Raw genomic sequence first — 24,728 nt, forward strand, 5'->3', positions numbered from 1 at the left:
GTAAAATATCGCAGCCTATGTGGTCTACATTATGTATGTATTTTGTTCCTCAAACCAGGTTTGATGGTGTATCTCGTAACCCGCTGCTGCTAGGGCGAAGGTACATGAAAACAAAATACCCATAAATGTTCAATCACAATCTGTTTTTATTTTACAAAATAAAAACTAAGGAGGAGTCATTCATGGCTCGTTATACCGGCCCAAGCTGGAAACTATCCCGCCGTCTTGGAATTTCACTAAGCGGTACAGGTAAAGAATTAGAAAAACGCCCTTACGCACCAGGTCCTCATGGTCCTAACCAGCGTAAAAAGCTTTCCGAATACGGATTGCAACTTCAAGAGAAGCAAAAGCTTCGCCACATGTACGGAGTTACTGAGCGCCAGTTCCGTAACTTGTTCGACAAAGCAGGCAAAATGCCTGGTAAGCACGGCGAAAACTTCATGATTCTTCTTGAAGCTCGCCTTGACAACGTTGTTTACCGTCTTGGTCTTGCTCGCACACGTCGTGCAGCTCGCCAGTTAGTAAACCACGGCCACATCATGGTTGATGGCGCACGCGTAGATATCCCATCTTACCGCGTAGCTCCTGGCCAGACAATCACACTTCGTGAAAAGTCTCGCAACCTTGATGTAGTTAAAGAAGCAATCGAAGTAAACAACTTCGTACCTGACTTCTTGACTTTCGATGCAGACAAGCTAGAAGGAACTTTCACTCGTATGCCTGAGCGTTCAGAACTTCCAGCTGAAATCAACGAAGCTCTTATCGTTGAATTCTACTCTCGTTAATTAATATGCTTTGTAAATAGCATATTCAAAAACCCTAGAAACCTTGATATATCAATGGTTCTAGGGTTTTTTGTTTATTTTCTGCTTTGTAGAATAATGTATTCTCCCCCAACGATCTGGGGGAGGTTTTGGGGGGACGTTTTTAAAAAAAATAAAAACATTTGTGGACAGACGCTTAACTAAATTTAAAAATGTAGATTATCTAAAGGAGATCAGTAAAATGGAAAATGAAATTCTCGATAAATTCCTCAACTTATATAAAGGAACACCAGAAGAAGAATATGCATTGAAATTAGGTAATCAAATAAATGCAATGATACTTGAAATTCAAAATAACCATTCAAACTTGATTAAAAAATATTTCGATGCTTTTAATGAATCAAACGAGTACTATAAAAACGAGACCACTCAATTACATAAAGAATTAGCCAATTCAATTCCCAAAGATTTGTACGAAAAAGCAGTAGAAAATGAAAAACGGAGTCAAGAAATTATAAGCATCATAGACAATGAAATATATACTCGTATCAATCACTTTTTATACAAATCAGCAAATGCTGCTACTAAGGGTGAACCCACGGGCAACTATGAATTTGTTATTAAAGAATTAATAAGTTTACGGGATATGATTAAATATAGAAAGGAAAGTATTGAATATAAAAAAGAGAATTTAAGGGTGTATAAATAATTTTGTGTCAGTCTTTGACAATCATTTTTCTGCACTTTGTAAAGTTCTTATCTAATTCTCTATTGTAAGGGAATGGCAGAGTAAGGAGAATAATAATTTACAAAGTTATGGTAATTAAAATATAAAAAGCCAAATTTCTCAGTATTGTAATTGAGAAATTTGGCCTTAGTTACTTCATTAAAGCGCCCGATTGTGGGAAATCTTAATATAAAAGAAAGAATATTTCTTTATTGTGCTAATACTTCCTTGATATTTTTGACGTTATGTTCTGTTAATGCATTTATTGAAAATTTTTTGTCCTTAAAGGGTTTGTTATATCAAATGGAGAAATACTTACTAATCTGTATATATCTTTAGGTGGGATTATTATGAAACAAGATTATAACACAAAAAAAATTCAGTCGAATTATAGAAAGCAACAACAAGATAACGATTCGAAAAAAAATACTAAGGAGATAATTTTCACTGCTCTTATCCTTATCTTAATACTGCTTTTATTTCTTCTTTTAGACTATGATCCAGATCCGAATAAAGATGTTATCATTAAAGAGGTAGATATTAGTGAGGTAGAATTTAACGATAACTAGTGTCCATTAATCCCGATTAGTAGACATTTTTTGTTAATTCTAGTAAGTTTTTAAATAGACCTGTCCAAGTCCTATTGTGTTATATAAGTTACCCCTGTTATTTGAATTAGAAAAAATGCCTTACATCCAGTTGAAACAAAGCGCCCTTTAATTGAGTATATACAGGTTAGGTTAGTTCTTTGATATAGCTTGTAACATTTGCCAAGCAACAACTACCTTGAGGGTTATTCACATCACAACCACATCGGTTTTCCTTTATGTTCTCTCGAATATGTTCTACTGGATTAGGAGTAAGGCCTTTTTCTACGTATTCCTTTATTTTCTCTTTTGTCCAATCAAAACAATAACAAATTGGTGTAGTTACTGAGGCATCTTTTTGATGAACGACCACCTTTATGTCAGATAAAAGGTACTCTTTATTATTCGTATCAAAATAGACTACATCACAATCTTTGGTTGAACAAAAATAGTGATTTTCTTTAGCATTTAATGTTTCTAATGCAGATGGTTTAAGCATTGATTTTAATGTTATCAACTTTACATTTTTAGATCTATTTTTACAAGATGGACACTTTACAACATTTTCATTTTTAATTTCTTTAGTGTTATTACAACAATCTGACATCATTCTCCCACCTTATTATGATACATATTTTGTGCTATCTTTTCTAATTCATCAAAGTTTCAATAATAGGACATTCATGTAGAGATTTTTCATCAGGACAACAATCTTTTAAATTAATTAGCATGTGTTCGATTCTTTTTAAATCCTTAATTTTCTTTTGAACTTCATCAATTTTATGAACAACAAAATCATACATATCCTTACATCGTTCGTCGTCTTTATCAACAACTCCAAGTAGTTTATCGATCTCGGCTAAAGAAAAACCTAAATCTTGCATTCGTTTAATAAATTGTAGGCGATCCACAGACTCTTCTGGATACATCCTATATCCAGCTTTTGTCCGAGAAGGTTCCGAAAGGAGACCCAATCTTTCGTAATATCTTATAGTTTCTTTATTGACCCCACACCTTTCTGCAAGTTCACTAATGCGATAATTCATTTCATTCACCTCAGATAAATTATAAACCCTGTACCATAGTACAGGGTAAAGAGTAAAAGGTAATTTTGAAATTTTTAATTTGCTCAAACATAATCAACTAACTTTACTAATTATTATTTTTCTGTACATTCCATTCATCATTACATTTTTATCTTCGTTTATCATTAGATTTATACTATTTCTACGGTACAGATCTTCAAAATTCAATCCAATATCTGTTCCTAATACTTTTATTAGTGGTCTAAGAAGCTTTTTTGAAAAAGATAATTTATGTTCTTCAGATACGAATTTGTCAAAAATAATTATTTTGCCTCCTTTTCTTAAAACCCTCGTCATTTCTGTTAAACACTTATCTGCATCAGGCACTACAGAAAGAATTAGACTAGCAACTACATAATCAAATGTTTCATTATCAAACTCCATATTTTGAGCATCCATTTCTATGAATTTAATAGGTGAATTTTTAAATTTCGCACTTGCCTTTTTAAGCATATCAGGTGAAAAATCAATTGCCTTTATATCTAAATCAGATTGAGTTATTAACTCTAAATCAGCACCTGTTCCTACACCAACAAAAAGTACCTTTTGATTACTATGAAAGGGGATATCTAGAAATATTTGTCTGCGTGCATTTAAAAAAACACCCGAATTAAAAATCTTATCATAAATTGGAGACCAAATTTTATAAATCACTCGATTCCAAGAATTATTCATTATCTTCACTTCCGAATGACTGAATTTAAATATCCTTTAAGAGTATCCCTTTTTTAAAAACAAGAAGGGCGAAAAATCACATTGAAGCATCATACCTTTTCATTCAGTAAGAAATCATATAAAGGGATAATAAAACCATTATCCCTTTATATGAAACAGTATTTTATTCTTTAACTTTTAATAATCGTAAGCTGTTTAAAGTTACAAGCAATGTTGCCCCCATATCGGCAAATATAGCTATCCATAACGTTAACCAACCCGGTACAACTAAAAGTAAAGCAATAGCTTTAACTACTAGAGAGAAGGTAATATTTTGCTTAATGGTTCTCAATGCTTTTCGACTTAGTTTCATCGTAAACGGTAATTTACTTAAATCATCTGACATTAAAGCAATATCGGCTGTTTCAAGTGCTGTATCCGTTCCAGCTCCACCCATTGCAACCCCAACTGTTGATGCCGCAAGAGCTGGAGCATCATTTACTCCATCTCCAACCATCGCCACACTATGATACTTTTCGCGAAGTTGTTTAATATAGTTCAATTTATCTTCTGGAAGGAGATCGGCCTTAATATCAGATACACCAACCTCTTTACCAATTGCTTCTGCTGTACGTTGGTTATCACCAGTAAGCATAACAGTTTTTTCAATTCCTAGTTGATGAAGTTTTTGAATAACTTCTTTAGATGTTTTTCTTACTTGATCAGCCACAGCAATTAAACAGAGAATTGCGTTGACGGTTCCAAGAATCATGACCGTTTTTCCTTGTGTTTGTAGGGTTGAAATTTGTTCAGAAATGGTTTTATCTATACCATTTGGAAGAATTTCTTCAAACATACTAGGACTTCCTACATAATACATCTCGTCCTTAACTTTTGCTTTTATACCCTTACCAGTTATAGATTGAAAATCTTCAACAGATACTTCATTATAATTTAATCCGTTTGCTTCTGCTTTTTTCATAATTGCTGAAGCAAGTGGATGTTGTGATCCTTTTTCCAACGCTGCTGTGATGGTCAATAACTCATTTTCATTTCCGCCAAATGTTACGATTTCTGTTACTGCTGGAACCCCTTTTGTTAATGTTCCTGTTTTATCAAAAGCAATAACCTTCAATGCACCGGCTTCTTCTAGGTGGATTCCACCTTTGATTAAAACACCATTTCTTGCTGCGTTTCCTATTGCGGTCACAACAGAAACAGGCGTAGAAACAACTAATGCACAAGGACAACCAACGACTAGTACGGATAACCCTTGATATATCCATTCGCTCCAATCTCCGCCAAATAATGGTGGGACAATAGCGATTAAAAAGGCTAATACAACAATTGCCGGAGTATAATATTTGGCAAATTTATCAACAAATGCTTGAGAAGGAGCGCGTTCTGCCTGAGCTTCTTCTACTAAATGAATTATTTTCGAAAGAGTAGTATCTTCCACTAATTTAGTTACTTTTACTTCTAATAATCCTTCTTCGTTCAAAGTACCAGCGAATACTTCATCATCAATGGTCTTTGTCACCGGGACAGATTCACCTGTAATCGCAGCTTGGTTTAAGGTAGATGTCCCTTTTACAACGATTCCATCCATAGCCAACTTTTGACCCGGTTTCACGATCATAATGTCGCCTACTTGAATGTCATCAACGCTAATCATTAACTCTTGATTTCCACGTCGTATTAAAGCTTCCTTTGGAGCTATATCCATCAAGGACTCAATGGATTGACGAGCTTTGTCCATAGAATAGCGTTCTAAAGCTTCACTAATGGCAAAGAGAATAACAACTGTTGCTCCTTCTCCCCATTCACCAATTAATGCAGCCCCAATAATAGCGATTGTCATAAGAGTATTCATATCAAACTTAAATCTGCTTAGATTTTTAAAGCCTTTAATAAATAAGGAGTAGCCACCAATTAATATAGATGCCGCATATCCGATTGTTGGTACAATATGACCTTCTCCGAGTTGTTCTCCTAATAACCAACTAACGATTAATAATAGGGCTGAAATATACACTTTAACGTTTTCTTTTTGCTTCCAAAAAGGTTCACGTTCTACTTTTTGTGCTTTTTCATCTCGTAATTTTAAGTTATCAAAAGCTCCTGCTTTTTCAAGCGCTTCAACCGTTGTATTTCCTACAACTGTTATTTTAGCAGCACCAAAATTAACTTGTGCATCCAAAACGCCATCCAGACGTTTCACGTTCTCTTCGAACGTTTTTGAACAGTCTGCTCAGGTGAGTCCTTGAACTCTGTAAGTTTTAGCTTCTTGGTTGTTTATTTTAGCTTGTTCAGACATTGACTTTCATCTCCTTTTTATGAGTTAATGCAATAACCATTAACTGTCTAATATGTTCATCATCAAGCGAATAAAAGGCTAGTTTGCCTTCTTTTCGGTATTTTACAATCCCTTGTTTATGAAGGGTCCTTAAATGGTGAGATGTCGTTGCAACAGTAGCCCCAATGATATTAGCTACATCACACACACAAAGTTCATCATCTTGACATAATGCATAGGAAATTTTTGCCCTATTTTCATCTGCAAGTGCTTTAAATAATTGGGAAACACTAGATATATCTTCTTTTTGCATCTCACCTTGTATTCGTTTGACTTTTGCTTCGTCATAACAATAAATATCACAAGTATCTTTCTTACTCATTACTCATTATCCCTCCTTTTATTCAAGTGTATGTTTGAATATATTATATATTATTACCCTAACATTATTCAAATGATTATTTGAATAATGGATAAAAAATTAAATAACTCAATAAATTCCATATCCAAACCTACTTATATTAGCAAATGATCATAACGATCAAAACTGTTACATTATTTGAATAGATTTATCAAAGAAGTAAATAGTTCATTTTCTAGCATGATATATATTCCCAATCCTATAAATACAATTGGAATAATCCATCGCCCGTATTTCTCAAGTGTTTCAGAAACAAATCTGAATCTCGCAAGACGGTAACCCAGTAAACACCAAATTGCAACCATTATAAAGAATGTAACTACAGTAATAATTAATTGATTTGTTTCTAACGTTGAAAAAATCGGAACATAAATTCCAATATTGTCTCCACCATTAGCAAAAGTGATAAAGGCTACACTTAAATAAAACTTATTAAATTTGTTTAACCTAGAAAGAATATTATCATCATCATCATCTTCACCTTTGATGAACAGTCTAACTCCTAAATACATTGGAATTAGGCCAAGTAAACCAACCCATTGATCAGCAAGAAGTGTTATCCCAAAGGTTGCTAAAAGACTGATTAAAACTAGAAGTGCAAAACCTAGATATTGACCAATTACTATATCTCTTGAGTTAATACGTTTCGAAACCTTGTTAACCGTTTGACCATTACTTGTTTTAGATTGTGACCTTGCCATAGAGAATAACATCATCAAGACAAAAATATCATCAATATTGGTTACAATAAAAGCACCAAGAGCAGAGATGATTATTAAAATTAAATCCACCTGATTCAACCCCTTTATTTTTTATTAATAATTTAATACTCATTAACATTCAAATATTTATTTGAATGTTAAATTTCATTTTCTATTTTACGTTTACATAAACAAATAGTCAAATGGATATTTGAATAAAGAATAAATCGACATGAAATTAGTGTTTTTGACGCCATTAATTATCCGAAAGTTGACGGTATTGCCTGTCCAGAATTAGTCGATTATAATGTCCGTATATAATTCGAAACATTTCGACATTTATTCTGGAGAAAGGAAAAGACGTCCCCCATAAATGTATAACTGCGCCAACAGTTATACAGGAGACGTCCCACCAAAAAGTATATGGTTATTGTATCAGATTATCAGCTGATTGAAAACACTCATACTGGAGTTTTTAGTTAGGGGTGCGGGGAGGATTCCTTCCCCATGCTGTGGTAAAGACATGTTGGTTAGAGGTACAAAGAATCGAAAAGCCAAGGATCATACAGGTCAGAGTAAAACATATAACATCCGAAGATTGCAGTGCACCAATTGTCAGACCATCCATCATGAACTTCCAGATTTATTGATTCCTTATAAACGCTATGAGGCTGAATGTATCGAAGACGTTCTTACGAACCCGTCCGCCCATATTGTTGCTGCCGATGATTCCACTCTTTCGAGATGGCACGGCTGGTTTCATCAATTTGTGGATTATTGGATTGGCTGTTTGAATTCCATCATGATCAGGACCAACCAGGGAAATATCCCCCAGGATGTCACGTCCAAATGTTCAGGGACCGCACTTCAAAGGATAGGACGCTTGGCAGGAGATGCCAATGGATGGCTGACAAGAATTGTCCGGCCCATCGTAAATATTAATTTATGGATACATACCCGTTCCGCATTCATTGTCCAATAGCACCTGATTTACACTCGTGATAGACACAGAGAGGAGAGTGTATCATGAGTGATCATAAGAAATCAGAAGAATTGGCAGTGCATCGTTTTCAGCTAATATCCCCTTTATTAGCAGAGGGGCTTGACGCTGGGAAAGTAAAGGAATTAAGAGACCAGATAGCGAAGGCCAGCGGTCTTTCAGAAAGAACCATCAGGCGATATTTGGCTCAATTTCAGGAAGATGGGTTTGGGGGACTAAAGCCACAAGGAAGAAAAGGTGCTCGAAAGTCTGAGGCTATCCCTCCTCATTTATTGGAACAGGCAATCCTTCTGCGTAAGGAAGTGCCGAGCCGGAGCGTGGCTCAAATCATACAGATACTCGAATGGGAAGGGTTGGCTGAACCAGGGCAGATCAAAAGATCAACGCTCCAGGAAAAGCTCGCTGAAAAAGGTTACAGCACCCGGCATATGCGACTCTATTCCCAGACAGGAGTAGCTGCCAGAAGATTTCAGAAGCGACATCGCAACCAACTCTGGCAGTCAGATATCAAGTATGGTCCCTACTTGCCGATTGGTCCGAATGGAATAAAGAAACAAGTGTATCTTGTCGCCTTTATCGATGACGCCACCAGGTTTGTGCTTCACGCAGCTTTCTATCCTACCTTGGATTCAAGGATCATCGAGGATGCCTTCCGCCAGGCTATCCAGAAGTATGGTGTTCCAGAGGCTGTTTATTTTGATAATGGAAAGCAATATCGAACCAAATGGATGTCGCGTACCTGCTCAAAAATAGGCACCCGCCTTACTTACACACGGCCGTACTCAGCTGAATCAAAAGGGAAAATTGAACGCTTCAATAGAATCATAGATTCATTCATTAGTGAGGCTGTCATCGAAAAGCCCAATACACTTGATCGTCTGAATGAGCTTTTCCAAGTGTGGCTCACAGAGTGTTATCAGAATAAGCCTCATTCTGCACTTGGGGAGAAAATCAGCCCGGAAACGGCATTTCGTTCAGATAAAAAAGCGATTAGGTTCATCGATCCTGATACCTTGAGTAATGCATTCCTCCATTGTGAAACAAGGAAAGTCGATAAATCAGGATGCATAAGTTTCATGGATCAAAAATATGAGGTCGGCCTGGCTTTCATTGGACGACAGGTTGAGGTGGTTTATGATCCTGCGAATATCGAGGAGCTTACCATTGAGTTCGAGGATCATACTCCTTGGAAAGCCAAGAAACTTGTCATTGGGGAAAGAGCTGGGAAGCGTCCTGCATTACCTGAGCACCTGCAGGTGCAGGGTGTAGAATCTTCAAGACTATTAAAGGCAGCTGAACGAAAGAACCAGGAACGCCTAACCGAACAGAAACCTGCCGTGACCTTCCGTGCCGTTTGGAAGGAGGAAGATTCCCGTGTTTGAAGCATTCTATGAAATGGACAACACTCCTTTCGCCAGAGATCTTCCGACTGATCAATTGTATGATTCCTCCATGGTGCAAGAAATCCTTGGTAGGCTGAAGTACACAGCTGAAAGACAGCTTTTTGCCGTTCTGAGTGGGGATAGTGGTACTGGAAAGACCACAACCATCCGTAAGTTTGTGGACAAATTGGATAAAGGGAAATTCCATATCCTTTACCTGTCCGACTCTAAGTTAACGCCTCGTCATTTTTACAAAGGTCTTTTGGAACAGTTAGGCTCTGAAGCGAAGTTTTATCGAGGAGATGCAAAACGGCAGCTTCATCGTGAGATTGAATTAATGAAAGGCATACGAGGGCTACAACCTGTAGTGGTAGTGGATGAAGCTCATCTTCTGGACCGGGAAATGCTTGAAGAGGTTCGTTTCCTACTGAACTTCAAAATGGATTCGCAAAGCCCGATGGCGCTTATCCTGGTCGGTCAAAGTGAATTATGGGATCGGCTTCGACTCCAATCATACGCAGCCATACGCCAAAGAATCGATATCCAGTTTCAGCTAGGACATCTCGACCGTGCCCAGGTTGAAGAATATGTTTCTAGGCACCTTCGATATGCCGGTGTTGATCAACCAATATTCTCTGATGGAGCACTTGACGAGATTCATCGCTTCTCTGGTGGTGCCGCAAGGCTCATTAATAAGCTCTGTACACATAGTCTTCTCTATGGTTCACAAAATGGCCGAAGGATCATTGATGATCATATGATCAAGCAAGTCATCCAGGGGGAACTTTCATGAAAACCCGCTGGAAAGAGATGAATTATAATGAAGAATTGGATTGTTGGGTTGTGTTTTGGGGAGAGAACTCCGGCTATAAGATGCGATGTGGTGAATGGTTTGATTTACATCTAGGAAATGGTCGGACCCTTTCCTGCCGCCTGGAGCTGGGCAGAGATTGGTATATTCTTACCGGCCGAAATGACGTTAGATTCTATCTTAAGAAAAATGAGACCTATCAAGTTGATTTGTAAAAACTTTTGGGAAGCATGTGAACTGCTTCCCTTTCAATTTTGGACAGTAGTTCCGTCAGTTTTAGGACAATTAACATCGTCAAGTTCTGGACATTGTAGAACGTCATTAACAAAATTAGCACTTTGAAACTAAAAAAGGATGATTACTTTTCTATTAGGTAATCATCCTTTTTGGTTATCCAACCATTATTTATTATGAACTGTTACTGTAAATACCATGTAACCCTCTGGACTGTCAGGATCATAAGAGTCGATTTTTATTGCTTCTTTCTGAGTATCCGGACCATCTATTCTGGGGATTTTTGGTATTGTTTATATCTAATTGGGAACGTTCCGTTAGGTTTGGTTTGGGTGTACAACAATTATCAGTCATAATTTCTCCTATATTTCACAATAACATTGTTAATTAACTTACTATGTATTATCAATAACTTTCTTTATAGGTGTTACTCAATTATATGGCCCGATTGTTTAGTAAGTCCATTTTATAAAATCTGTATAAACCGACTGCTTTGGCATTCCATCTTAAACCTTGTTCTCTAATGCCTTTCAAAAATTCATTTTTTGCCAATAAAAATTGTCTTTTATAATTTCCGTTTCCTTACGATATTTTAATTTTTTCCAAGTTGTACATTAATGACTAGAAATATCAAAATCCAAAAGTACACTATTTAAAGAACACTTTTTAATAAAAAGTAATGCACGAGTAATATACTTTGTCGAGTAAGATTGATCCGTCAAAGTATATTACTTGTGAAAAGTCTATTACTCACGTTATTGGCAATGTTTGGAGTGAGTTTTTTTGTGCTGACAATAATAGTGAAAAATAATACTCCAAAGGTGTTCTGTCAAACAAATATCATTCACCCTAAAGAAAGGAGAAAAAACAATGCTGGACAAAATTGTATTAAAGAAAAATGCAAGACAACGATTAGAACTTTCCAAAGTAGATCTAAAGCTATTGGAATTTCTAGAACAACAACGATTATTAACATTGCAGCAATTCTATCAAGCTGCAACATTTTTATTCGAAATGAAAATTAAAGAGTATAGCTTTAAAAATCGAATCCGGAAATATGAAGAATATCATCTAATTCGTAGCAGCCAATTTAACGAAGGTTTTAATGGAGAGCGTTTTAAATATCTTTGTATTGGTAGTAAAGCTATAGACTTACTAATAGAAAACAATTTATTAGTTAGCTCATATAACAAATCAAAGATTTATAAATTTAATCAAAAGCAAAATTTGTTACACTTCTTAGCCACACAACAAGCTGCAATCAATATATTATGCAATCTAAATTTTGAGGTAATCAAACACAAAAATCAGAAGAAAACAAAATATGTTTTTTTGTACAATGAAACATATTACTCTTTATCACCTTCACTTCTGCCATATACGGAGTGGATACCTAATTTTAATAATTTACACAAACAGAATAACGGAGCTTATCATGCAAAAATTGGTAGGTATATGACAGAAAATAAATCTAGAAGTAATATAATAGGGAAAACAATGACTTTTGTAAAACCAGATTGGATAATTGAGGTAAAATCTAATTATGCAAAGGATGCCTATATTAATATTGAAATGGATATGGGAACAGAACCAATCGAAACATTAATACAAAAAGTTTTTAAATATGCAAAATGGGCGGAAAAGAACCCCGAACAACTTCACATTATGGATATTGTTATTACAGATAATAGTTTTTCTAATCGTTCTCAATTTACGGATGGAATCAAAAGAGGTAAAAATATTATTAATCAATTTGCAGCTGATTCTGCTGTAAGTGACCGATTGAAACAATCTAATTTGAAGGTCATTATTCATCCGTTACTACAAAATGAAAATGCAGTCCACGATGTATTATGTAGATTTTAATAAATACTGTTCCTCGCAGTCATTCCCTTTGAATGACTCGCATACATAAGTTTTAAAAAATACCTCACAGAAAAGCTCCTCGTTACTATTAGTAGATACCATGACGAAACCTAGTTGCATCAATATATTCATCATCCCATACTTTCTATTTTTTCTCCTTTTTTCAATTCGTTACGATGAATGGTAACCATTATACAAAGTAATATACTTTTACGATCTTTATTCGCTCCAAAACTGCCTATCAGGAAATTGGTAACTAATAATAGATACCATGAAGAACATATGGAAACTCTGCATTTTATTAAATTGTATTTTTATTCTTCCATCTAGTATCTAATATTAGTTACTATTAATCGTTACTATATATTATTAGTTATACTTGAAACACTTGTTTAGGACATAAGTTTAAACTGTCATACAATTATCCACTTGGTAGCAAGTAATGATTACAAAAAAATGACTTCTGTTAGAACAACAGAAGCCATCTTTTTCATATCTTTAACCCTTCATTGCTACCACTTTTCAATAATGCTCATTAAACCTTTCGGAAATACTAGCCGATGATTTTCATCCAACATCAGCATTTCGTTTGTTTGAAAAATGTAAAATGCCTCTCCTTCTGTCATTGCCTCTTTATCGGCTTTATGCCGAACTCCAAAGATCGCCCTCGCTTCATCCAGTGACATTGCATCAATCACAGCAAATTCCTCATCTTTCTTTTCCGTTCTTCTTACTACATAATACGTTTCCATTTGATTCATTTGGACCCCTCCATTAATTTTTTATATAAAAAAACATCGCTAAGAATGCCAACGATTGTTCTCGTCACGCATCTTACCGATGATTTTTAACTGATACCTTGACCAAAAGGCCCTTCTATTAAATTAGTTCATAAAAGAAAAAGAAAATAAAATCTATCATACATTATTATTTTATCTTACGCATTACCCCTTTTTAAGCCGTTTCATTAAAAACAACAAATTTACTTATGAAAAGTCGATTGGGTCTGATCTATATCACATAAATTAAGAAGTTAATGAAAAAAGCCGCTACAATGCTTAGTGCATTTTCCAAAGTTATCACTGATGTTTTTATGCTGCGTGTTTCGTTACTTCCTTTAATACTTTAGTTGCTACCTCTTTTGTTGCTTCTGGATTTCTAGTCATGATGTATGTAATTCCACCTGCAAGTCCTACTAAAGTTACACCTGCAAATACTGAAACAATAATTGCTGGCTTGCCACCAAATCTAACCGTTTTGTTATTATGGTTATATTCGGCATAATCTTTTTCATTTTTGTTATTTTCCATTTTAATCATCACCCTTAGCTATTTGATTTAGTATTTCTTGTAAATTTGCTTTAATCCAGTATTAATTTACTTCCGCTCTAACAACGGGGATGATTGTCATAGTTGCAAATAAAGTTGTAACTGCTACTGGATTATTTCATTTTCAATTTATTGACTATTTTTTCATCCCACGATAAAACTGACCATGTGCGTCTACAGAACCCACCCTCTCCATTATCTTTTTGCCTAATTTGACCACCAACTTGCTTACCTAGTTCCGTTAAGGACCAATTGCCTTCTTCGCCATCGAGGAAGCCCTTGTCTTTCAAAAACAAATATACTTCTTTAACTGTAATTCCTATTTTTTCCAATTATTCCAACAGACATTCTCATAAAGTATTTACCTCAGTTAGTCTCTTTTTTTTGTTAATACGCCCTTTGCATGAAAAAATTTCTTTTCTCGTTTTTCTGCTGTTCCTTTGGCTTTTCTAACATAATGATAGCGCGTAATTTTAGGTTGTACAAGACTTACGCAAGGTATATAATTCATCTCGAATGGAGGTTCTCTATAACATGGATGACTTATTAAAAGAAAAGGAAACGTACTGGAAAATTAGATTAAAAAAGTGTATGGATGCAGGCAGATATACTCAAGCATCCTTTGCTGAAGCCCTAAACAATAAATATGGAACTAGTTATGGCCAAAAAGATGTCAGCCGATGGATGAATACAGGAGCCAAAAATAAAAATGGAGAAGTTGGCTTTCCAAAATTCGATACTATGCATCTAATTGCAGATTTCTTTAGTGTAGATGTTGGCTATCTCATTGGTGAAACTGATGAGACCTCGTTTTCAGTGGAGAAGGCGTGTTCTTATATGGGCTTGAATGGCGAAGCGATAAAAGCCATAAGAGAAATTACTCACCCTGAAAATGAAGCATCTTACATGAGGAAACATATGAGAGAGTCTTTTAACAAGTTTCTTTCAGCAGAGGGCTTTCCTAATTTTTTTGATAGGCTACATGATCTTCACCTTGCATCTATATTACCAAATCAAGAGAATCGCGTATTCGACACCCAAGATAGTGAAATAGACTACATCCGTGGTTTAGAGTTCAAAGGGAAAATTGCACGATATGAATTGAATGAAGCTCTGATACTACTAGTTAATGAATTATACTCTAACCAGCCACAAGTAGATTTGAACATAAAAGAATGAAAAATATAACTTATATTAGTATATTCAAAGGTTTCCAACACAACAAAATACCAAGTTATCTTGGATGAACTATGCTGGCATTTAATTAATCATATTGAACGTTGCCATTTTTGTTTTTTGTCTACACAATCGAATATTCAATTAATAAGGACATAAACCCTTATGGTTCTATGCCTCTTTATAGATTAGCTTATTAAGCTTCTATCCGTTTGTTTAAGCGGAATTCTTCACAAAATGCTCTGAAAAAGAGATTGTTTATTGCGCGTCATTTAGTCTACTACAAATACCTGAGTTCCTCCACAATCTGACCCGATTGTATAAAGCTTTTCATTTAACGTAAGATTCGAATCTAAAATGTAAAAAGGTCCACACAGTTTTGAACTGGGGGACCTAATTTTTTATGGTTCCTACCAAAAACCATAAAAATTTCCGGCCAGAGGCCGCTTCATGCAAATATATTATTCCAAACTAATCCATAAATATCAAGGATGATTTTACTTACTTACCTTATAATTCACCATTTATCAAAGCGAACACTCTCTATCTTACCCATTATTAATTCACGCTAGGCTGCCTAGCAGCTATTCAACTATTTTCTTCATAAACAGAGTAACTAAAATCAATATAATCCTCTAGATGAGCTTTTTCTTCAGAATGATTGATTCCCCATCCGTAACGTTGAAAGTCCTGACCACCGTCTATGAAAATTGCACCACACTTACATCGCTTAAAATCATTGCTATGTTTTGACTCGATGATGTCATTGCACTTTTTGCAGCGTACTTTGTTTATAAGTATTTTTTTCATTGGATCATCCCTTTCCGGTTTCTTGATATAGGATCCATCATTTTCAATTGTTTTTCTTGTTTACTCCATCTATCCGAACTATTAAATATCTAGTAAAATTATACTATAATCGTGTTCAATCGTGGATTGCGTTAATAGTTAGGAGGCAATTAAAATAAATTTAACCTACAATAAAACACTCGTAAAAAACAGTTTTGTTAATGATATTGATTTAGCAATCAACTCAAAAAGAAAAAAATACGCAGATTATCATAAATCAGTATTCCATATTCATACACCAGCTTCTCATGATTATAGATTATTTGAAAGTTTAACAGCTGAAAAATATACGGAAATGTCAAATGAAGATTTATTTAGCATAGCCATAAAGGAACACCTATTTCCTGAAAACAGCTTAACTTTTGAAGAAGCAATGGAAATTGCAAACCAAAATAAATATTTTGAAACATTAAAAGAATATTTAACATACTTATTAATGGCCAAAAAATTGGCGGATGAGAATGTAAAATTAGCTGTTATTACTGATCACAATACCATCTTAGGGTATGAAAAGCTCGTTCAGGCTATAAATATTATTAATAATTCTTTTTCTTATAAAATATATACAGATACTTTATTAGGTATTGAAATTTCCTGTGCTGATAAATGTCACGTTGTAGGTATATTTGATGCTAAGCAAGAGACAATTAATCTCCTAAACAATTGGATTTCTAGTAACATAATGGATTGTATATCAGGGACATACCAAACAAGCTTGAATGTCTTAACAAAAATAAATGAACTTGGCGGAATTGGCTATATTGCCCATATAAATAGTTCAGATATCTTTAAGCCGGACTTTCTAAGTGGTGGATACAAAGATCGTTTGTTTAATTCAATAGATAATAAATTATTAGGTGTGTCTTATTTAGATAAAATTCCGAGAGTGATAGAAAATTTAAAAAGATACACCAATGAGGATTATAATTTTGTATTAGATGAGGATTCACACAGTTTAGATGCGTTAGCAACTAAGCCCTTTTGGATTAAAGGACAAAAAGTCAACTTTACAATGTTAAAAAATGCAATCAGAGACTTCGAGATTTCAACCGAATATAAGGAACCTGAAAAACCAAATGTATTCATTAAAGGTATTGTGGTTGAAGAAGATGGATTTCTCTCAGGAATAAATGGAAACGGAAATTTTAGTATATCATTTTCTGAATCACTTAATTGTTTTATAGGCGGTAGAGGAACAGGAAAAAGTACTGTTTTAAATACCATCAATTTTGTCCTTTCTCAAAATGTTTACGACGAGAAAACTTTGGAAAATATTTGTAAACAAGGAAGGGTTTGTGTTGTTTGCTCATACAATAGTGAGGATTATTATATTATTTTCAATACTCCTAAAATGGATAAAAAGCAGTATACTTCTATCTTAGGGTATTTTAACAATGACCTTGACAATTATAAATATGACAAGAAATTTATCTTTGAACCTAAGAAAATAAAAGATATATCATTAGAAATGTATATTCAGCTCTTTAAAAAAACCATCATTCAAAACCAAGAGTATATTGAGGAAATAACAAAGAATAAGAAAAGTCTCCTTTCAAACTTTTTTTATAGAAGATATTCTGTGAATGAGTTGGTAAGAACCTCCAGCTCAGATGAAATTACTGATTTTATCCGAGAAATGATGTTCAAAAATGAAGTACTTTCCGACAAAAGGAGGGTTGGTAATATCACTACTATTAAAGGTTTAAAACAGAAATACAAAGAGTTACCAGCTATCTTAAAAGACAGGAAGATTACTGTATATAATACACTTGACAGTTTTAATGCTAACCATGTAAATCAATTAAAAATCACCTACTACCAAAAAAATATTAATGAGTTAATGCTTAACTGGGTTGAAATTTTAGAAGTAAAAATGGAAAATTCAGATAATTATTTTGAGAAATTCAACATAAAAATTGAAGATTTAATTGAATATTTATCTCTTTTAAGTGAAAAATCTGATCCTATTAATGTTTTTTTATTACTTAGCGAAAAGAATTATAATAAAATATTAGATTTGGAGAATATCAAAAAACATACTTCTTCCCTATCTAAAAAACAAGTAGACGAGGGAATTATTGATATATCGAGTAATAATGTAACAACATTTTTTGATATTATACGCCGAAGAGTACTGGAAAACGGATTACCTCATGCAGTCGAACTAATAAAAAACTACTTACTGGATATTGATGAATTTGATTTAGAATTTAATATAAATAACATGGAAACAAACAGGTCAGTTGGAAAGATGTTTAAAAGCGTTAAAGAATTATCTTTAGGCCAAAAAGTGGTTGCTATGTTATCATTCATTTTATCTTACAGTGATTTTTCAAATGATTATACGCCACTAATTATTGATCAGCCAGAAGACAATTTAGATAATAGATATATCTATAAAAATTTGGTAAGCGATTTAAGGAAAGCCAAATCAAAACGGCAGGTAATAATCGCAACACATAACTCTACAATTGTTACAAATTCCAAAGCGGAACAGGTAATTGTCATGGCATCAAATAACACTAATGGCTGGGTAGAAGCAACTGGATATCCTACCGAAAAATCAATTTTATTACACATTGTAAATTTACTTGAAGGTGGGGTCGAATCCTTCAAACATAAACAGTTTCTTTATCAAGATATTTTAATTGGGAAATAAAATTAACAGTAACATTAATTTATCATTTCTATTTGTTAATTGTTGAATATTGAAAAGCCCCAATACGCAATAAATATACCTTGTGTATCGGGGCTTTTTTCATACTTTCCAGATCATTTTCTCAACTCTTTATAGGCCTCTTTAGCCACTTCTTCTAATACAGTATTGTAAAATGAACGGTTCTCAAAAAGTTTTGAATATGATCCCATTTGTTCTAAATATAATTCCTGAGCCACTCTTTCGAATACATCTGGAAAAATACTTTTTTCAAATATCTCTGCATCATTATTTTGTGCAAATCGTTTTAGCTTCTTGTTTTCTCTAACCGCTTTTTTGTAAATTCCTTCTACTATAACCCTATCGGAATCTGTAAATTTACCTTCAAATCGCTCATTCACACGTTTAATTATATTTTCCAATAGCTCATCTTCTTCTAGAGGCTTTACCCCAGTGTCAATGGATTCAGGATTTTTCAATACATTATAACCAGCATTTTTTTCTAACGCAATGTTACCTTCGAAAGTCCGTTCCAATTTGTAATACTCAAGTTTTAACTTATCCTCAATATTTATATTTTCCCGTTTATTCTTAGGAATAAATTTAATTAAGTAAGAAGTAAATACGTATTCTTCATGTAATTCTTTATCGAACATACGAGTTAATTGTGTAATATAGGAATACCACTTATTAAAATTACGGACAGTTACTCTAAATGTATACTGAGTTTCATCATCAAGCTCCTGATAACGATTAATGATCGGCTTTAAAGCACTTGCCATTTTTCCTAAATCCGTATCTGTTTGTTTCCCCTCTTTAAAATACATCTTTACTAATTGCTGTATATCTTGATCATTATAAACCTTGAAATTACGTAATTTCGTTTTAGTGTCATAAATCAAGTTAACATCAATTTCTTTATCTAAAGAAGTTACTTCATAGTACGGCTCAAAGGCTTTTTTAATATCCTCCGCTTCATTAACAAAATCCAAAATAAAGGTATCCTCTTTATCAGGATGCATTCTATTTAATCTGGACAATGTTTGAACAGCCTTTACTCCCGATAACTTTTTATCAACAAACATCGTGTGCAGTAATGGTTCATCAAAGCCTGTCTGATATTTCTCAGCAACAATCAACACATTAAAGCTGTCAGTATGAAACTCTTCTTTTAGCTGGTTTTCAGAAATTCTTTTTCCATCTTTGGTTTTATTCAAGCTAGACTCTCGGAACTCTTCATCTCTATCATTAACTACACCTGAAAATGCCACTAAAACATCCATATCAGTGTAGCCTTTTTTCTTTATATAATTTTTAAACTCGTGAAAGTAACGTACTGCATGTAATCGGGAGGCTGTAACAACCATTGCTTTTGCTCTTCCCTTAATTTTATTTCTCGTTACGTCACGAAATTGCTCAATCATAATCGCGGTTTTTTGCTGCAAATTATGTGGATGCAATGATTCATATCTACGAATTGCTTTAACCCCCTGTGAAGCCGGGAGTTCTGGATTATCTGGTGCATCTTTAGCAATTCTAAATGATGTTTTATAAGTCATATAGTTTTGTAGGACATCCAAAATAAATTCTTCTTCTATAGCTTGTCTCATGCTATAGATATGAAATGGTTTAAATGAACCATCCGATTGTTTTGTGCCAAACATCTCTAATGTTTTTTCTTTCGGCGTAGCAGTAAAGGCAAAGAAGCTAAGATTACTATGTTTTCCATGTGTTAACAATTCTTTAACAAGTTTATCTTCTTGATCCAATTGATTGGCTTCTAGTTCTCCCTCAATCTCCGCATATTCTCTTAATGCTTCTTCAGTATCAGCTAATGCTGACTTTAACTTTTTAGCACTTGTCCCTGTTTGAGAAGAGTGGGCCTCATCAACGATAATGGCAAAGTTATTACCTTTATTTACTTCAACCTCTTCATAAATAACAGGGAACTTTTGAAGAGTAGTAATGATTATTCTTTTCCCATCGTTAATTGCATTTTTTAAATCCTTTGAGGATTTATTTTCACCGATAGTCTCTACAAGCCCGGTAACATGGTCAAAGCTTGAAATTGTATCTTGTAACTGTCTGTCTAATACGGTTCTATCAGTCACAACAATTACCGAAGAAAAAATAGACTTATTCTCTTCATTGTGCAAACTTGATAAATGATAAGCCAGCCAAGCAATACTATTTGACTTTCCTGAACCTGCACTATGCTGGATTAAATAATTTTCACCACTACCATTTATACGAACATGATTCACTAATTTCCTTACAACATCCAACTGATGAAATCGTGGGAAAATTAGTTTTGAAGAGATTTTAGTTGTTTCTTTTCCATTCTTTATTACCTTTTTCTTTTCTACATCCAAATGCATAAATCTTTGCAAAATATCCATCAAACTATCTTTTGCGAGAACCTTTTCCCATAAATATGCTGTTGCGTATCCTTCCGGGTTAACAGGGTTTCCAGCTCCACCCACTTCACCTGCACCGTTAGAACCCTGATTAAACGGCAAAAAGAAAGTATCTTTACCGTTTAATTTAGTTGTCATCCATACCTCATACAAATCTACCGCGAAATATACCAACACACGTTTATTGAATTGAAAAATTTGTTCACGTGGATCCCGGTCATACATAAATTGTTTTTTAGCATTTTCTACAGATTGTCCTTTAATCTGATTCTTCAATTCTAAAGCTACAACTGGAATTCCATTTAAAGATAGGACCATGTCCAATGTATTATTATTCTCAGTTGAATAAGCAAATTGACGTGTTACTGTTAATCGATTTGAATTATAATCTTTAATTATCTTCTCGTTTAAGGTTGATTCAGGTCGAAATGAAGCTACTTTAAGCTTAACTCCACGATCGGTAATTCCATATCTAAGAACATGAAGTAACCCATTGGTTTCTATTTCATCATTAAGTCGCTTGTATAGCTTTTTCTCTGTTTCATCCTTATAAATTTTTTCATACCGTGTCCAAGCTCTCTCTTGTGTTTCCCTGATATACTCTAATAACTGACTTATATCAATCGCTTTTTCTTTACTGTAATTTACTTGATTTCCCTTTATGTATCCACCTTTATTTAAGAGATATGACTCTATATCTTCTTCAAAACGTTTTTCATTATCTTGGATAGTCAATTAAATGACCTCCTTTTTACCTGTGACATATTCATAAATGAGTGACCTCTTAAATTGTTCCATTTCGTTAAGAAGCTCTTCTTTACTATCAATGAGTTCATCAATTTTTTGTATTTTCCTTGTTAAAAAATTAACGATTTGATTTTGCTCTTCAATACTAGGAATAGGAAAATAAAAATTCAAAAACTCATCTGTCGGCAATCTCCATCTACCATGATTTGACACTCCTTGACCAAATCCATAGAAGGTTTTATTTAAGTAACAGCCCTGTAACAAGTATTTAAAATACTCATGATTAAAATCAATATTGTTTTTAAATCTAAACACGCGATAATCAGGACTTGTTACACCAATATACTTAGAACAATCAACCCAACCAGTTAATAAGTCCATATGATTCATAACAAAATCATTGATCTCTACAATTTGGTATTTACTGTAATCAGAGGAAAGCTGACCCTCATTACTTTGAATATCTTTGATTTTCAATCCCTTTTGGGTTACTGATAGAACATCATAACCTAAATCATTTGCAATAATTTTTTTTATTTCAAAGATGTTTTTCAACTTACTAACTTTCCAATGAAATGGAATGCTACCTAGCCATTCCACACCAGTCTCTTTCATTTCCACATTTGGAGTTAACCCTTTAGTAACAGCTTCGATTATAAGTGATTGCATGTATTTTTTTAATTCAATAATAGAAAGTTTGGTTTTGTCAATTAGGTTCTCAACTTGAGAAACCTTATTATCTAAGTAATTTGATATCTTAACCTGTTCTTCCACTGGTGGAATTGGAATAGCAAAGTTCATTAAAGTTTCATTATTTAATGTCCATCTATGTTCAAATGAAACCCCTTTTCCATGTGCAAAGAAAACTAAAGACCAGTATTGTAACTTAAAATAGTAATCATAATATTTACTAGAACATTCATTTTTGCTTCTTAAATTGATATATGCAGGACTAATAACGCCTTCTATAAATGAGTAATTACAATTAGCTCCACTTGTTAAATCCATAGGGTTTAACAATAAATCGCCTTCTTTTACTATACTGTAGTTGTCATAACTAGCAGCTAGTTGGCCTTCATTATTTGAAATATTTCTCTCTTTAATACCACTTCTTGCAAGAGAAAGTACTTTAGGATTGTTCTCATTATTTATTTCTTTACTTCTAAAGAATAAATGTTTTACCTTACCTACCTCCCAATGTACGGGAATCTCACCAATCCACTCTATTCGACTATCTTTCGTTGGTCTACTCATCTATTACCACCTCCTGACCAGACAATATCTCGAAGTCTTTATGTATTTCTTCTTCTAGTTGTTTAATTCTTGTAGCTATATCCTCTGTTTTTTCAGGCTGAGTAAATTTATAAAACAATCTAGTGAAAGGTATCTCATAACCAATTTTCGTTTTCTTTTCATCAATCCAAGCATCTAAGTTAAAAGGTTTTATTTCCTTTTCAAAATAAGTTTTTATATCCTCTTTTAATGGTATTTCTTCAGTATCTCTTTTTGTAGGGTCAGGTACTTTTTTTCCATTTTTCATGATTAAATTACTAAAATCATCATACTGAGGTGTCTCTACAGTGACCTTATAGTATCCAAATTCAATATTATCAAGAATTTTCGACTCTACAGATTTCTCGTTGAGATAATACTTTTTATTTAAGAATTCTCCATATGCATGAACTATAATTTCTCTACATTCAGGAGTAATGTCAACTCGTTTACTCCCAATTCTTTTACGTCTCAACATATACATATTAGATGCATCTATCAATTGAATTTTTCCGATTCGATGCTTTGGTTTATTTTTCGTCAGTATCCAAATATACGTTGCAATTCCAGTATTGTAAAATGAATCATTCGGTAATTGTATTATTGCTTCAAGCCAATCGTTCTCAATAACGTAACGACGAATTTCACTTTCTCCACTGCCAGCAGCACCTGTAAATAGAGCCGAAGCATTATGAATTATTGCCATTCTACCAGTATTCTTTAATTTACTAAGACCGTTTAATAAAAATAGGAGTTGTCCATCATTTTTTTTCGGCAAACCTACTCCAAAACGGCCATGTTTACCCTTATCATGCTCTTCCTTAACTTTTTTATATTCCGATTTCCAATCTGCTCCAAATGGAGGGTTCGAAATACAATAATCAAAAGTAAAACCTTCAAACATGTCATTACTTAATGTATTTCCTAATTTCATATTCTCCGGATTACCACCCCGAACCATTATATCTGCTTTTGCAATAGCATAAGTTTGTTCGTTTATTTCTTGACCGAAAGTAGTCACTTCTGCTTCTGCATCTAATGCTTTTAATCGCTCTTCCATAGCACTTAACATCTGAGATGTACCCATTGTTTGGTCATATACTGTCTTAGCAACACCCTCATCAATAAGAACGTCTTTTTCTTCTGCAATAAGTAGGTCTGTCATGAGATATATAATATCCCTACTTGTAAAGTGGGAACCAGCTTCTTCATCATAGCTCTCTGAGAATTTCTTAATTAGTTCTTCAAAGATATACCCCATGTCCGTGCTTGTTATTTTGTCTGGTCCCATATAGGCTTTTTCTGAATTGAATTCTTGAATAATAAAAAATAACTTATCATTATTAGCTAATTTTGTGATTTCTCTTTCAAAGTCAAAGTTCTTCAAAACATCCTGTACGTTTTCGGAAAACCCATGTAAGTAAGCAAGGAAATTTTCTTCAATATTGTTCGGATCCGATAATAAATTTTCAAATGTATAATTGCTGATATTATAAAAAACATAACCAGATGCTTTTTGTAAAAATCCACCTTTTACTTCTAAGTGTTTCACCTTTTCATATGTCTCCAAAACTTTATCCCTCGTAGGTAATAAAGTGTCATGAAAGCGTTTAATTACTGTCATTGGTAAAATCACTTCGCCATACTCATGTGGCTTGTATAAGCCTCTTAGAGCATCAGCAATGCTCCAGATTAAATTTGCTTTTTCCTGTATATTTGTGCCTGTTTGAATATGTCTTAATTCTTCATTCATTG

23 protein-coding genes are annotated in these 24,728 nt (G+C 33.8%); 10 read left to right on the forward strand and 13 right to left on the reverse strand.

The features are described 5' to 3' along the window. The first annotated feature begins 182 nt into the window (after nucleotides 1–182). From rpsD to RH061_RS17935, 3 genes are all read left to right on the forward strand, one after another. The gene (gene rpsD, locus RH061_RS17925) at nucleotides 183–785 is read left to right on the forward strand and encodes a 30S ribosomal protein S4 (protein WP_079510073.1); all 603 of its coding nucleotides are present in this window, start codon (nucleotides 183–185) and stop codon (nucleotides 783–785) included. Between the two features lie 220 nt (nucleotides 786–1,005). Next, complete coding sequence (locus RH061_RS17930) at nucleotides 1,006–1,473, forward strand: hypothetical protein (protein ID WP_031539238.1); 468 nt, start codon at nucleotides 1,006–1,008, stop codon at nucleotides 1,471–1,473. A 368-nt stretch (nucleotides 1,474–1,841) separates the two neighbouring features. Continuing rightward, nucleotides 1,842–2,060 (forward strand): hypothetical protein, encoded by a 219-nt coding sequence (locus tag RH061_RS17935; RefSeq protein WP_031539237.1) that lies wholly within the window; start codon nucleotides 1,842–1,844, stop codon nucleotides 2,058–2,060. Nucleotides 2,061–2,226: 166 nt separating this feature from the next. Here RH061_RS17935 and RH061_RS17940 read toward each other — a convergent pair whose 3' ends face one another. The 6 genes from RH061_RS17940 to RH061_RS17965 form a co-directional block, all read right to left on the reverse strand. Next, the gene (locus tag RH061_RS17940; protein ID WP_019381809.1) at nucleotides 2,227–2,685 is read right to left on the reverse strand and encodes a putative iron-sulfur cluster-binding metallochaperone; all 459 of its coding nucleotides are present in this window, start codon (nucleotides 2,683–2,685) and stop codon (nucleotides 2,227–2,229) included. Nucleotides 2,686–2,728: 43 nt separating this feature from the next. Beyond that, nucleotides 2,729–3,124, reverse strand: coding sequence for a mercury resistance transcriptional regulator MerR (merR, locus tag RH061_RS17945; protein ID WP_019381808.1), 396 nt, complete (start codon nucleotides 3,122–3,124; stop codon nucleotides 2,729–2,731). 93 nt (nucleotides 3,125–3,217) lie between these two features. After that, nucleotides 3,218–3,838 carry a class I SAM-dependent methyltransferase gene (locus RH061_RS17950; protein WP_019381807.1) on the reverse strand — a complete coding sequence of 207 codons (621 nt, stop codon included), beginning with the start codon at nucleotides 3,836–3,838 and terminating at the stop codon, nucleotides 3,218–3,220. A gap of 163 nt (nucleotides 3,839–4,001) precedes the next feature. Then, nucleotides 4,002–6,134 carry a heavy metal translocating P-type ATPase gene (locus RH061_RS17955; protein ID WP_081836702.1) on the reverse strand — a complete coding sequence of 711 codons (2,133 nt, stop codon included), beginning with the start codon at nucleotides 6,132–6,134 and terminating at the stop codon, nucleotides 4,002–4,004. Continuing rightward, on the reverse strand, nucleotides 6,127–6,495 hold the full coding sequence (locus RH061_RS17960; protein WP_019381805.1) for an ArsR/SmtB family transcription factor: 369 nt from the start codon (nucleotides 6,493–6,495) through the stop codon (nucleotides 6,127–6,129). Before RH061_RS17960 ends, RH061_RS17955 begins: the two co-directional genes overlap by 8 nt. A 173-nt stretch (nucleotides 6,496–6,668) precedes the next feature. Further along, on the reverse strand, nucleotides 6,669–7,325 hold the full coding sequence (locus RH061_RS17965) for a CadD family cadmium resistance transporter (RefSeq protein ID WP_019381804.1): 657 nt from the start codon (nucleotides 7,323–7,325) through the stop codon (nucleotides 6,669–6,671). 361 nt (nucleotides 7,326–7,686) lie between these two features. On the opposite strand from RH061_RS17965, the gene RH061_RS17970 reads away from it, so the two are divergent. From RH061_RS17970 to RH061_RS17990, 5 genes are all read left to right on the forward strand, one after another. Continuing rightward, nucleotides 7,687–8,217, forward strand: coding sequence for a DUF6431 domain-containing protein (locus RH061_RS17970; protein WP_311070903.1), 531 nt, complete (start codon nucleotides 7,687–7,689; stop codon nucleotides 8,215–8,217). A 44-nt stretch (nucleotides 8,218–8,261) separates the two neighbouring features. Beyond that, nucleotides 8,262–9,617: a DDE-type integrase/transposase/recombinase gene (locus RH061_RS17975; RefSeq protein ID WP_311070902.1), complete on the forward strand. Its 1,356-nt coding sequence runs from the start codon at nucleotides 8,262–8,264 to the stop codon at nucleotides 9,615–9,617. Next, entirely contained in the window at nucleotides 9,610–10,410 is an 801-nt protein-coding gene (locus RH061_RS17980) for an ExeA family protein (RefSeq protein ID WP_311070901.1), read from the forward strand. Before RH061_RS17975 ends, RH061_RS17980 begins: the two co-directional genes overlap by 8 nt. Further along, nucleotides 10,407–10,643 (forward strand): DUF5348 domain-containing protein, encoded by a 237-nt coding sequence (locus RH061_RS17985; protein WP_311070899.1) that lies wholly within the window; start codon nucleotides 10,407–10,409, stop codon nucleotides 10,641–10,643. The genes RH061_RS17980 and RH061_RS17985 overlap by 4 nt, the downstream gene beginning before the upstream one ends. A gap of 889 nt (nucleotides 10,644–11,532) precedes the next feature. Next, nucleotides 11,533–12,528: a replication-relaxation family protein gene (locus RH061_RS17990; protein WP_031539235.1), complete on the forward strand. Its 996-nt coding sequence runs from the start codon at nucleotides 11,533–11,535 to the stop codon at nucleotides 12,526–12,528. Between the two features lie 512 nt (nucleotides 12,529–13,040). Here the strand turns inward: RH061_RS17990 and RH061_RS17995 are convergent. The 3 genes from RH061_RS17995 to RH061_RS18005 all read right to left on the reverse strand — a co-directional run bounded on the left by RH061_RS17995 (nucleotide 13,041) and on the right by RH061_RS18005 (nucleotide 14,188). Further along, nucleotides 13,041–13,289: a hypothetical protein gene (locus tag RH061_RS17995; protein ID WP_231512590.1), complete on the reverse strand. Its 249-nt coding sequence runs from the start codon at nucleotides 13,287–13,289 to the stop codon at nucleotides 13,041–13,043. A 330-nt stretch (nucleotides 13,290–13,619) separates the two neighbouring features. Next, nucleotides 13,620–13,838 carry a hypothetical protein gene (locus RH061_RS18000; RefSeq protein WP_031539233.1) on the reverse strand — a complete coding sequence of 73 codons (219 nt, stop codon included), beginning with the start codon at nucleotides 13,836–13,838 and terminating at the stop codon, nucleotides 13,620–13,622. A gap of 131 nt (nucleotides 13,839–13,969) precedes the next feature. Then, nucleotides 13,970–14,188 carry a hypothetical protein gene (locus RH061_RS18005; protein ID WP_031539232.1) on the reverse strand — a complete coding sequence of 73 codons (219 nt, stop codon included), beginning with the start codon at nucleotides 14,186–14,188 and terminating at the stop codon, nucleotides 13,970–13,972. Nucleotides 14,189–14,390: 202 nt separating this feature from the next. Here RH061_RS18005 and RH061_RS18010 point away from each other — a divergent pair, with 202 nt between their 5' ends. Next, nucleotides 14,391–15,035: a hypothetical protein gene (locus tag RH061_RS18010; RefSeq protein WP_051641008.1), complete on the forward strand. Its 645-nt coding sequence runs from the start codon at nucleotides 14,391–14,393 to the stop codon at nucleotides 15,033–15,035. Between the two features lie 585 nt (nucleotides 15,036–15,620). Here RH061_RS18010 and RH061_RS18015 read toward each other — a convergent pair. After that, nucleotides 15,621–15,842: a DUF7695 domain-containing protein gene (locus RH061_RS18015; RefSeq protein WP_035416658.1), complete on the reverse strand. Its 222-nt coding sequence runs from the start codon at nucleotides 15,840–15,842 to the stop codon at nucleotides 15,621–15,623. Between the two features lie 205 nt (nucleotides 15,843–16,047). Between RH061_RS18015 and RH061_RS18020 the strand changes: the two genes are divergently transcribed. After that, on the forward strand, nucleotides 16,048–18,540 hold the full coding sequence (locus tag RH061_RS18020) for a Spaf_1101 family AAA-like ATPase (RefSeq protein WP_031539230.1): 2,493 nt from the start codon (nucleotides 16,048–16,050) through the stop codon (nucleotides 18,538–18,540). Between the two features lie 113 nt (nucleotides 18,541–18,653). Here RH061_RS18020 and RH061_RS18025 read toward each other — a convergent pair whose 3' ends face one another. Genes RH061_RS18025 through RH061_RS18035 form a run of 3 tightly spaced genes read right to left on the reverse strand, consistent with a single transcriptional unit; the run spans nucleotide 18,654 to nucleotide 24,726 of the window. After that, a complete protein-coding gene (locus RH061_RS18025; protein WP_031539229.1) occupies nucleotides 18,654–21,689 on the reverse strand; it encodes a type I restriction endonuclease subunit R in 3,036 nt (1,011 codons plus the stop codon). Then, entirely contained in the window at nucleotides 21,690–22,955 is a 1,266-nt protein-coding gene (locus RH061_RS18030; protein ID WP_031539228.1) for a restriction endonuclease subunit S, read from the reverse strand. Next, the gene (locus RH061_RS18035) at nucleotides 22,948–24,726 is read right to left on the reverse strand and encodes a type I restriction-modification system subunit M (protein ID WP_311072210.1); all 1,779 of its coding nucleotides are present in this window, start codon (nucleotides 24,724–24,726) and stop codon (nucleotides 22,948–22,950) included. Before RH061_RS18035 ends, RH061_RS18030 begins: the two co-directional genes overlap by 8 nt. Nucleotides 24,727–24,728: the final 2 nt, after the last annotated feature.

This window comes from Mesobacillus jeotgali (assembly GCF_031759225.1).
In the GTDB taxonomy this organism is placed as follows: domain Bacteria; phylum Bacillota; class Bacilli; order Bacillales; family Cytobacillaceae; genus Mesobacillus; species Mesobacillus jeotgali_B.

Excerpts from the sequence above, each read along its gene's own strand:
- RH061_RS17975 (WP_311070902.1), top strand. The coding sequence starts at position 8,262 with ATGAGTGATCATAAGAAATCAGAAGAATTGGCAGTGCATCGTTTTCAG.
- RH061_RS17985 (WP_311070899.1), top strand. The coding sequence starts at position 10,407 with ATGAAAACCCGCTGGAAAGAGATGAATTATAATGAAGAATTGGATTGT.
- RH061_RS17990 (WP_031539235.1), top strand. The coding sequence starts at position 11,533 with ATGCTGGACAAAATTGTATTAAAGAAAAATGCAAGACAACGATTAGAA.
- RH061_RS18010 (WP_051641008.1), top strand. The coding sequence starts at position 14,391 with ATGGATGACTTATTAAAAGAAAAGGAAACGTACTGGAAAATTAGATTA.
- merR (WP_019381808.1), bottom strand. The coding sequence starts at position 3,124 with ATGAATTATCGCATTAGTGAACTTGCAGAAAGGTGTGGGGTCAATAAA.
- RH061_RS17960 (WP_019381805.1), bottom strand. The coding sequence starts at position 6,495 with ATGAGTAAGAAAGATACTTGTGATATTTATTGTTATGACGAAGCAAAA.
- RH061_RS17935 (WP_031539237.1), top strand. The coding sequence starts at position 1,842 with ATGAAACAAGATTATAACACAAAAAAAATTCAGTCGAATTATAGAAAG.
- RH061_RS18000 (WP_031539233.1), bottom strand. The coding sequence starts at position 13,838 with ATGGAAAATAACAAAAATGAAAAAGATTATGCCGAATATAACCATAAT.
- RH061_RS18030 (WP_031539228.1), bottom strand. The coding sequence starts at position 22,955 with ATGAGTAGACCAACGAAAGATAGTCGAATAGAGTGGATTGGTGAGATT.
- RH061_RS17940 (WP_019381809.1), bottom strand. The coding sequence starts at position 2,685 with ATGTCAGATTGTTGTAATAACACTAAAGAAATTAAAAATGAAAATGTT.
- RH061_RS17930 (WP_031539238.1), top strand. The coding sequence starts at position 1,006 with ATGGAAAATGAAATTCTCGATAAATTCCTCAACTTATATAAAGGAACA.
- RH061_RS18035 (WP_311072210.1), bottom strand. The coding sequence starts at position 24,726 with ATGAATGAAGAATTAAGACATATTCAAACAGGCACAAATATACAGGAA.
- RH061_RS17950 (WP_019381807.1), bottom strand. The coding sequence starts at position 3,838 with ATGAATAATTCTTGGAATCGAGTGATTTATAAAATTTGGTCTCCAATT.
- RH061_RS18015 (WP_035416658.1), bottom strand. The coding sequence starts at position 15,842 with ATGAAAAAAATACTTATAAACAAAGTACGCTGCAAAAAGTGCAATGAC.
- rpsD (WP_079510073.1), top strand. The coding sequence starts at position 183 with ATGGCTCGTTATACCGGCCCAAGCTGGAAACTATCCCGCCGTCTTGGA.
- RH061_RS17995 (WP_231512590.1), bottom strand. The coding sequence starts at position 13,289 with ATGAATCAAATGGAAACGTATTATGTAGTAAGAAGAACGGAAAAGAAA.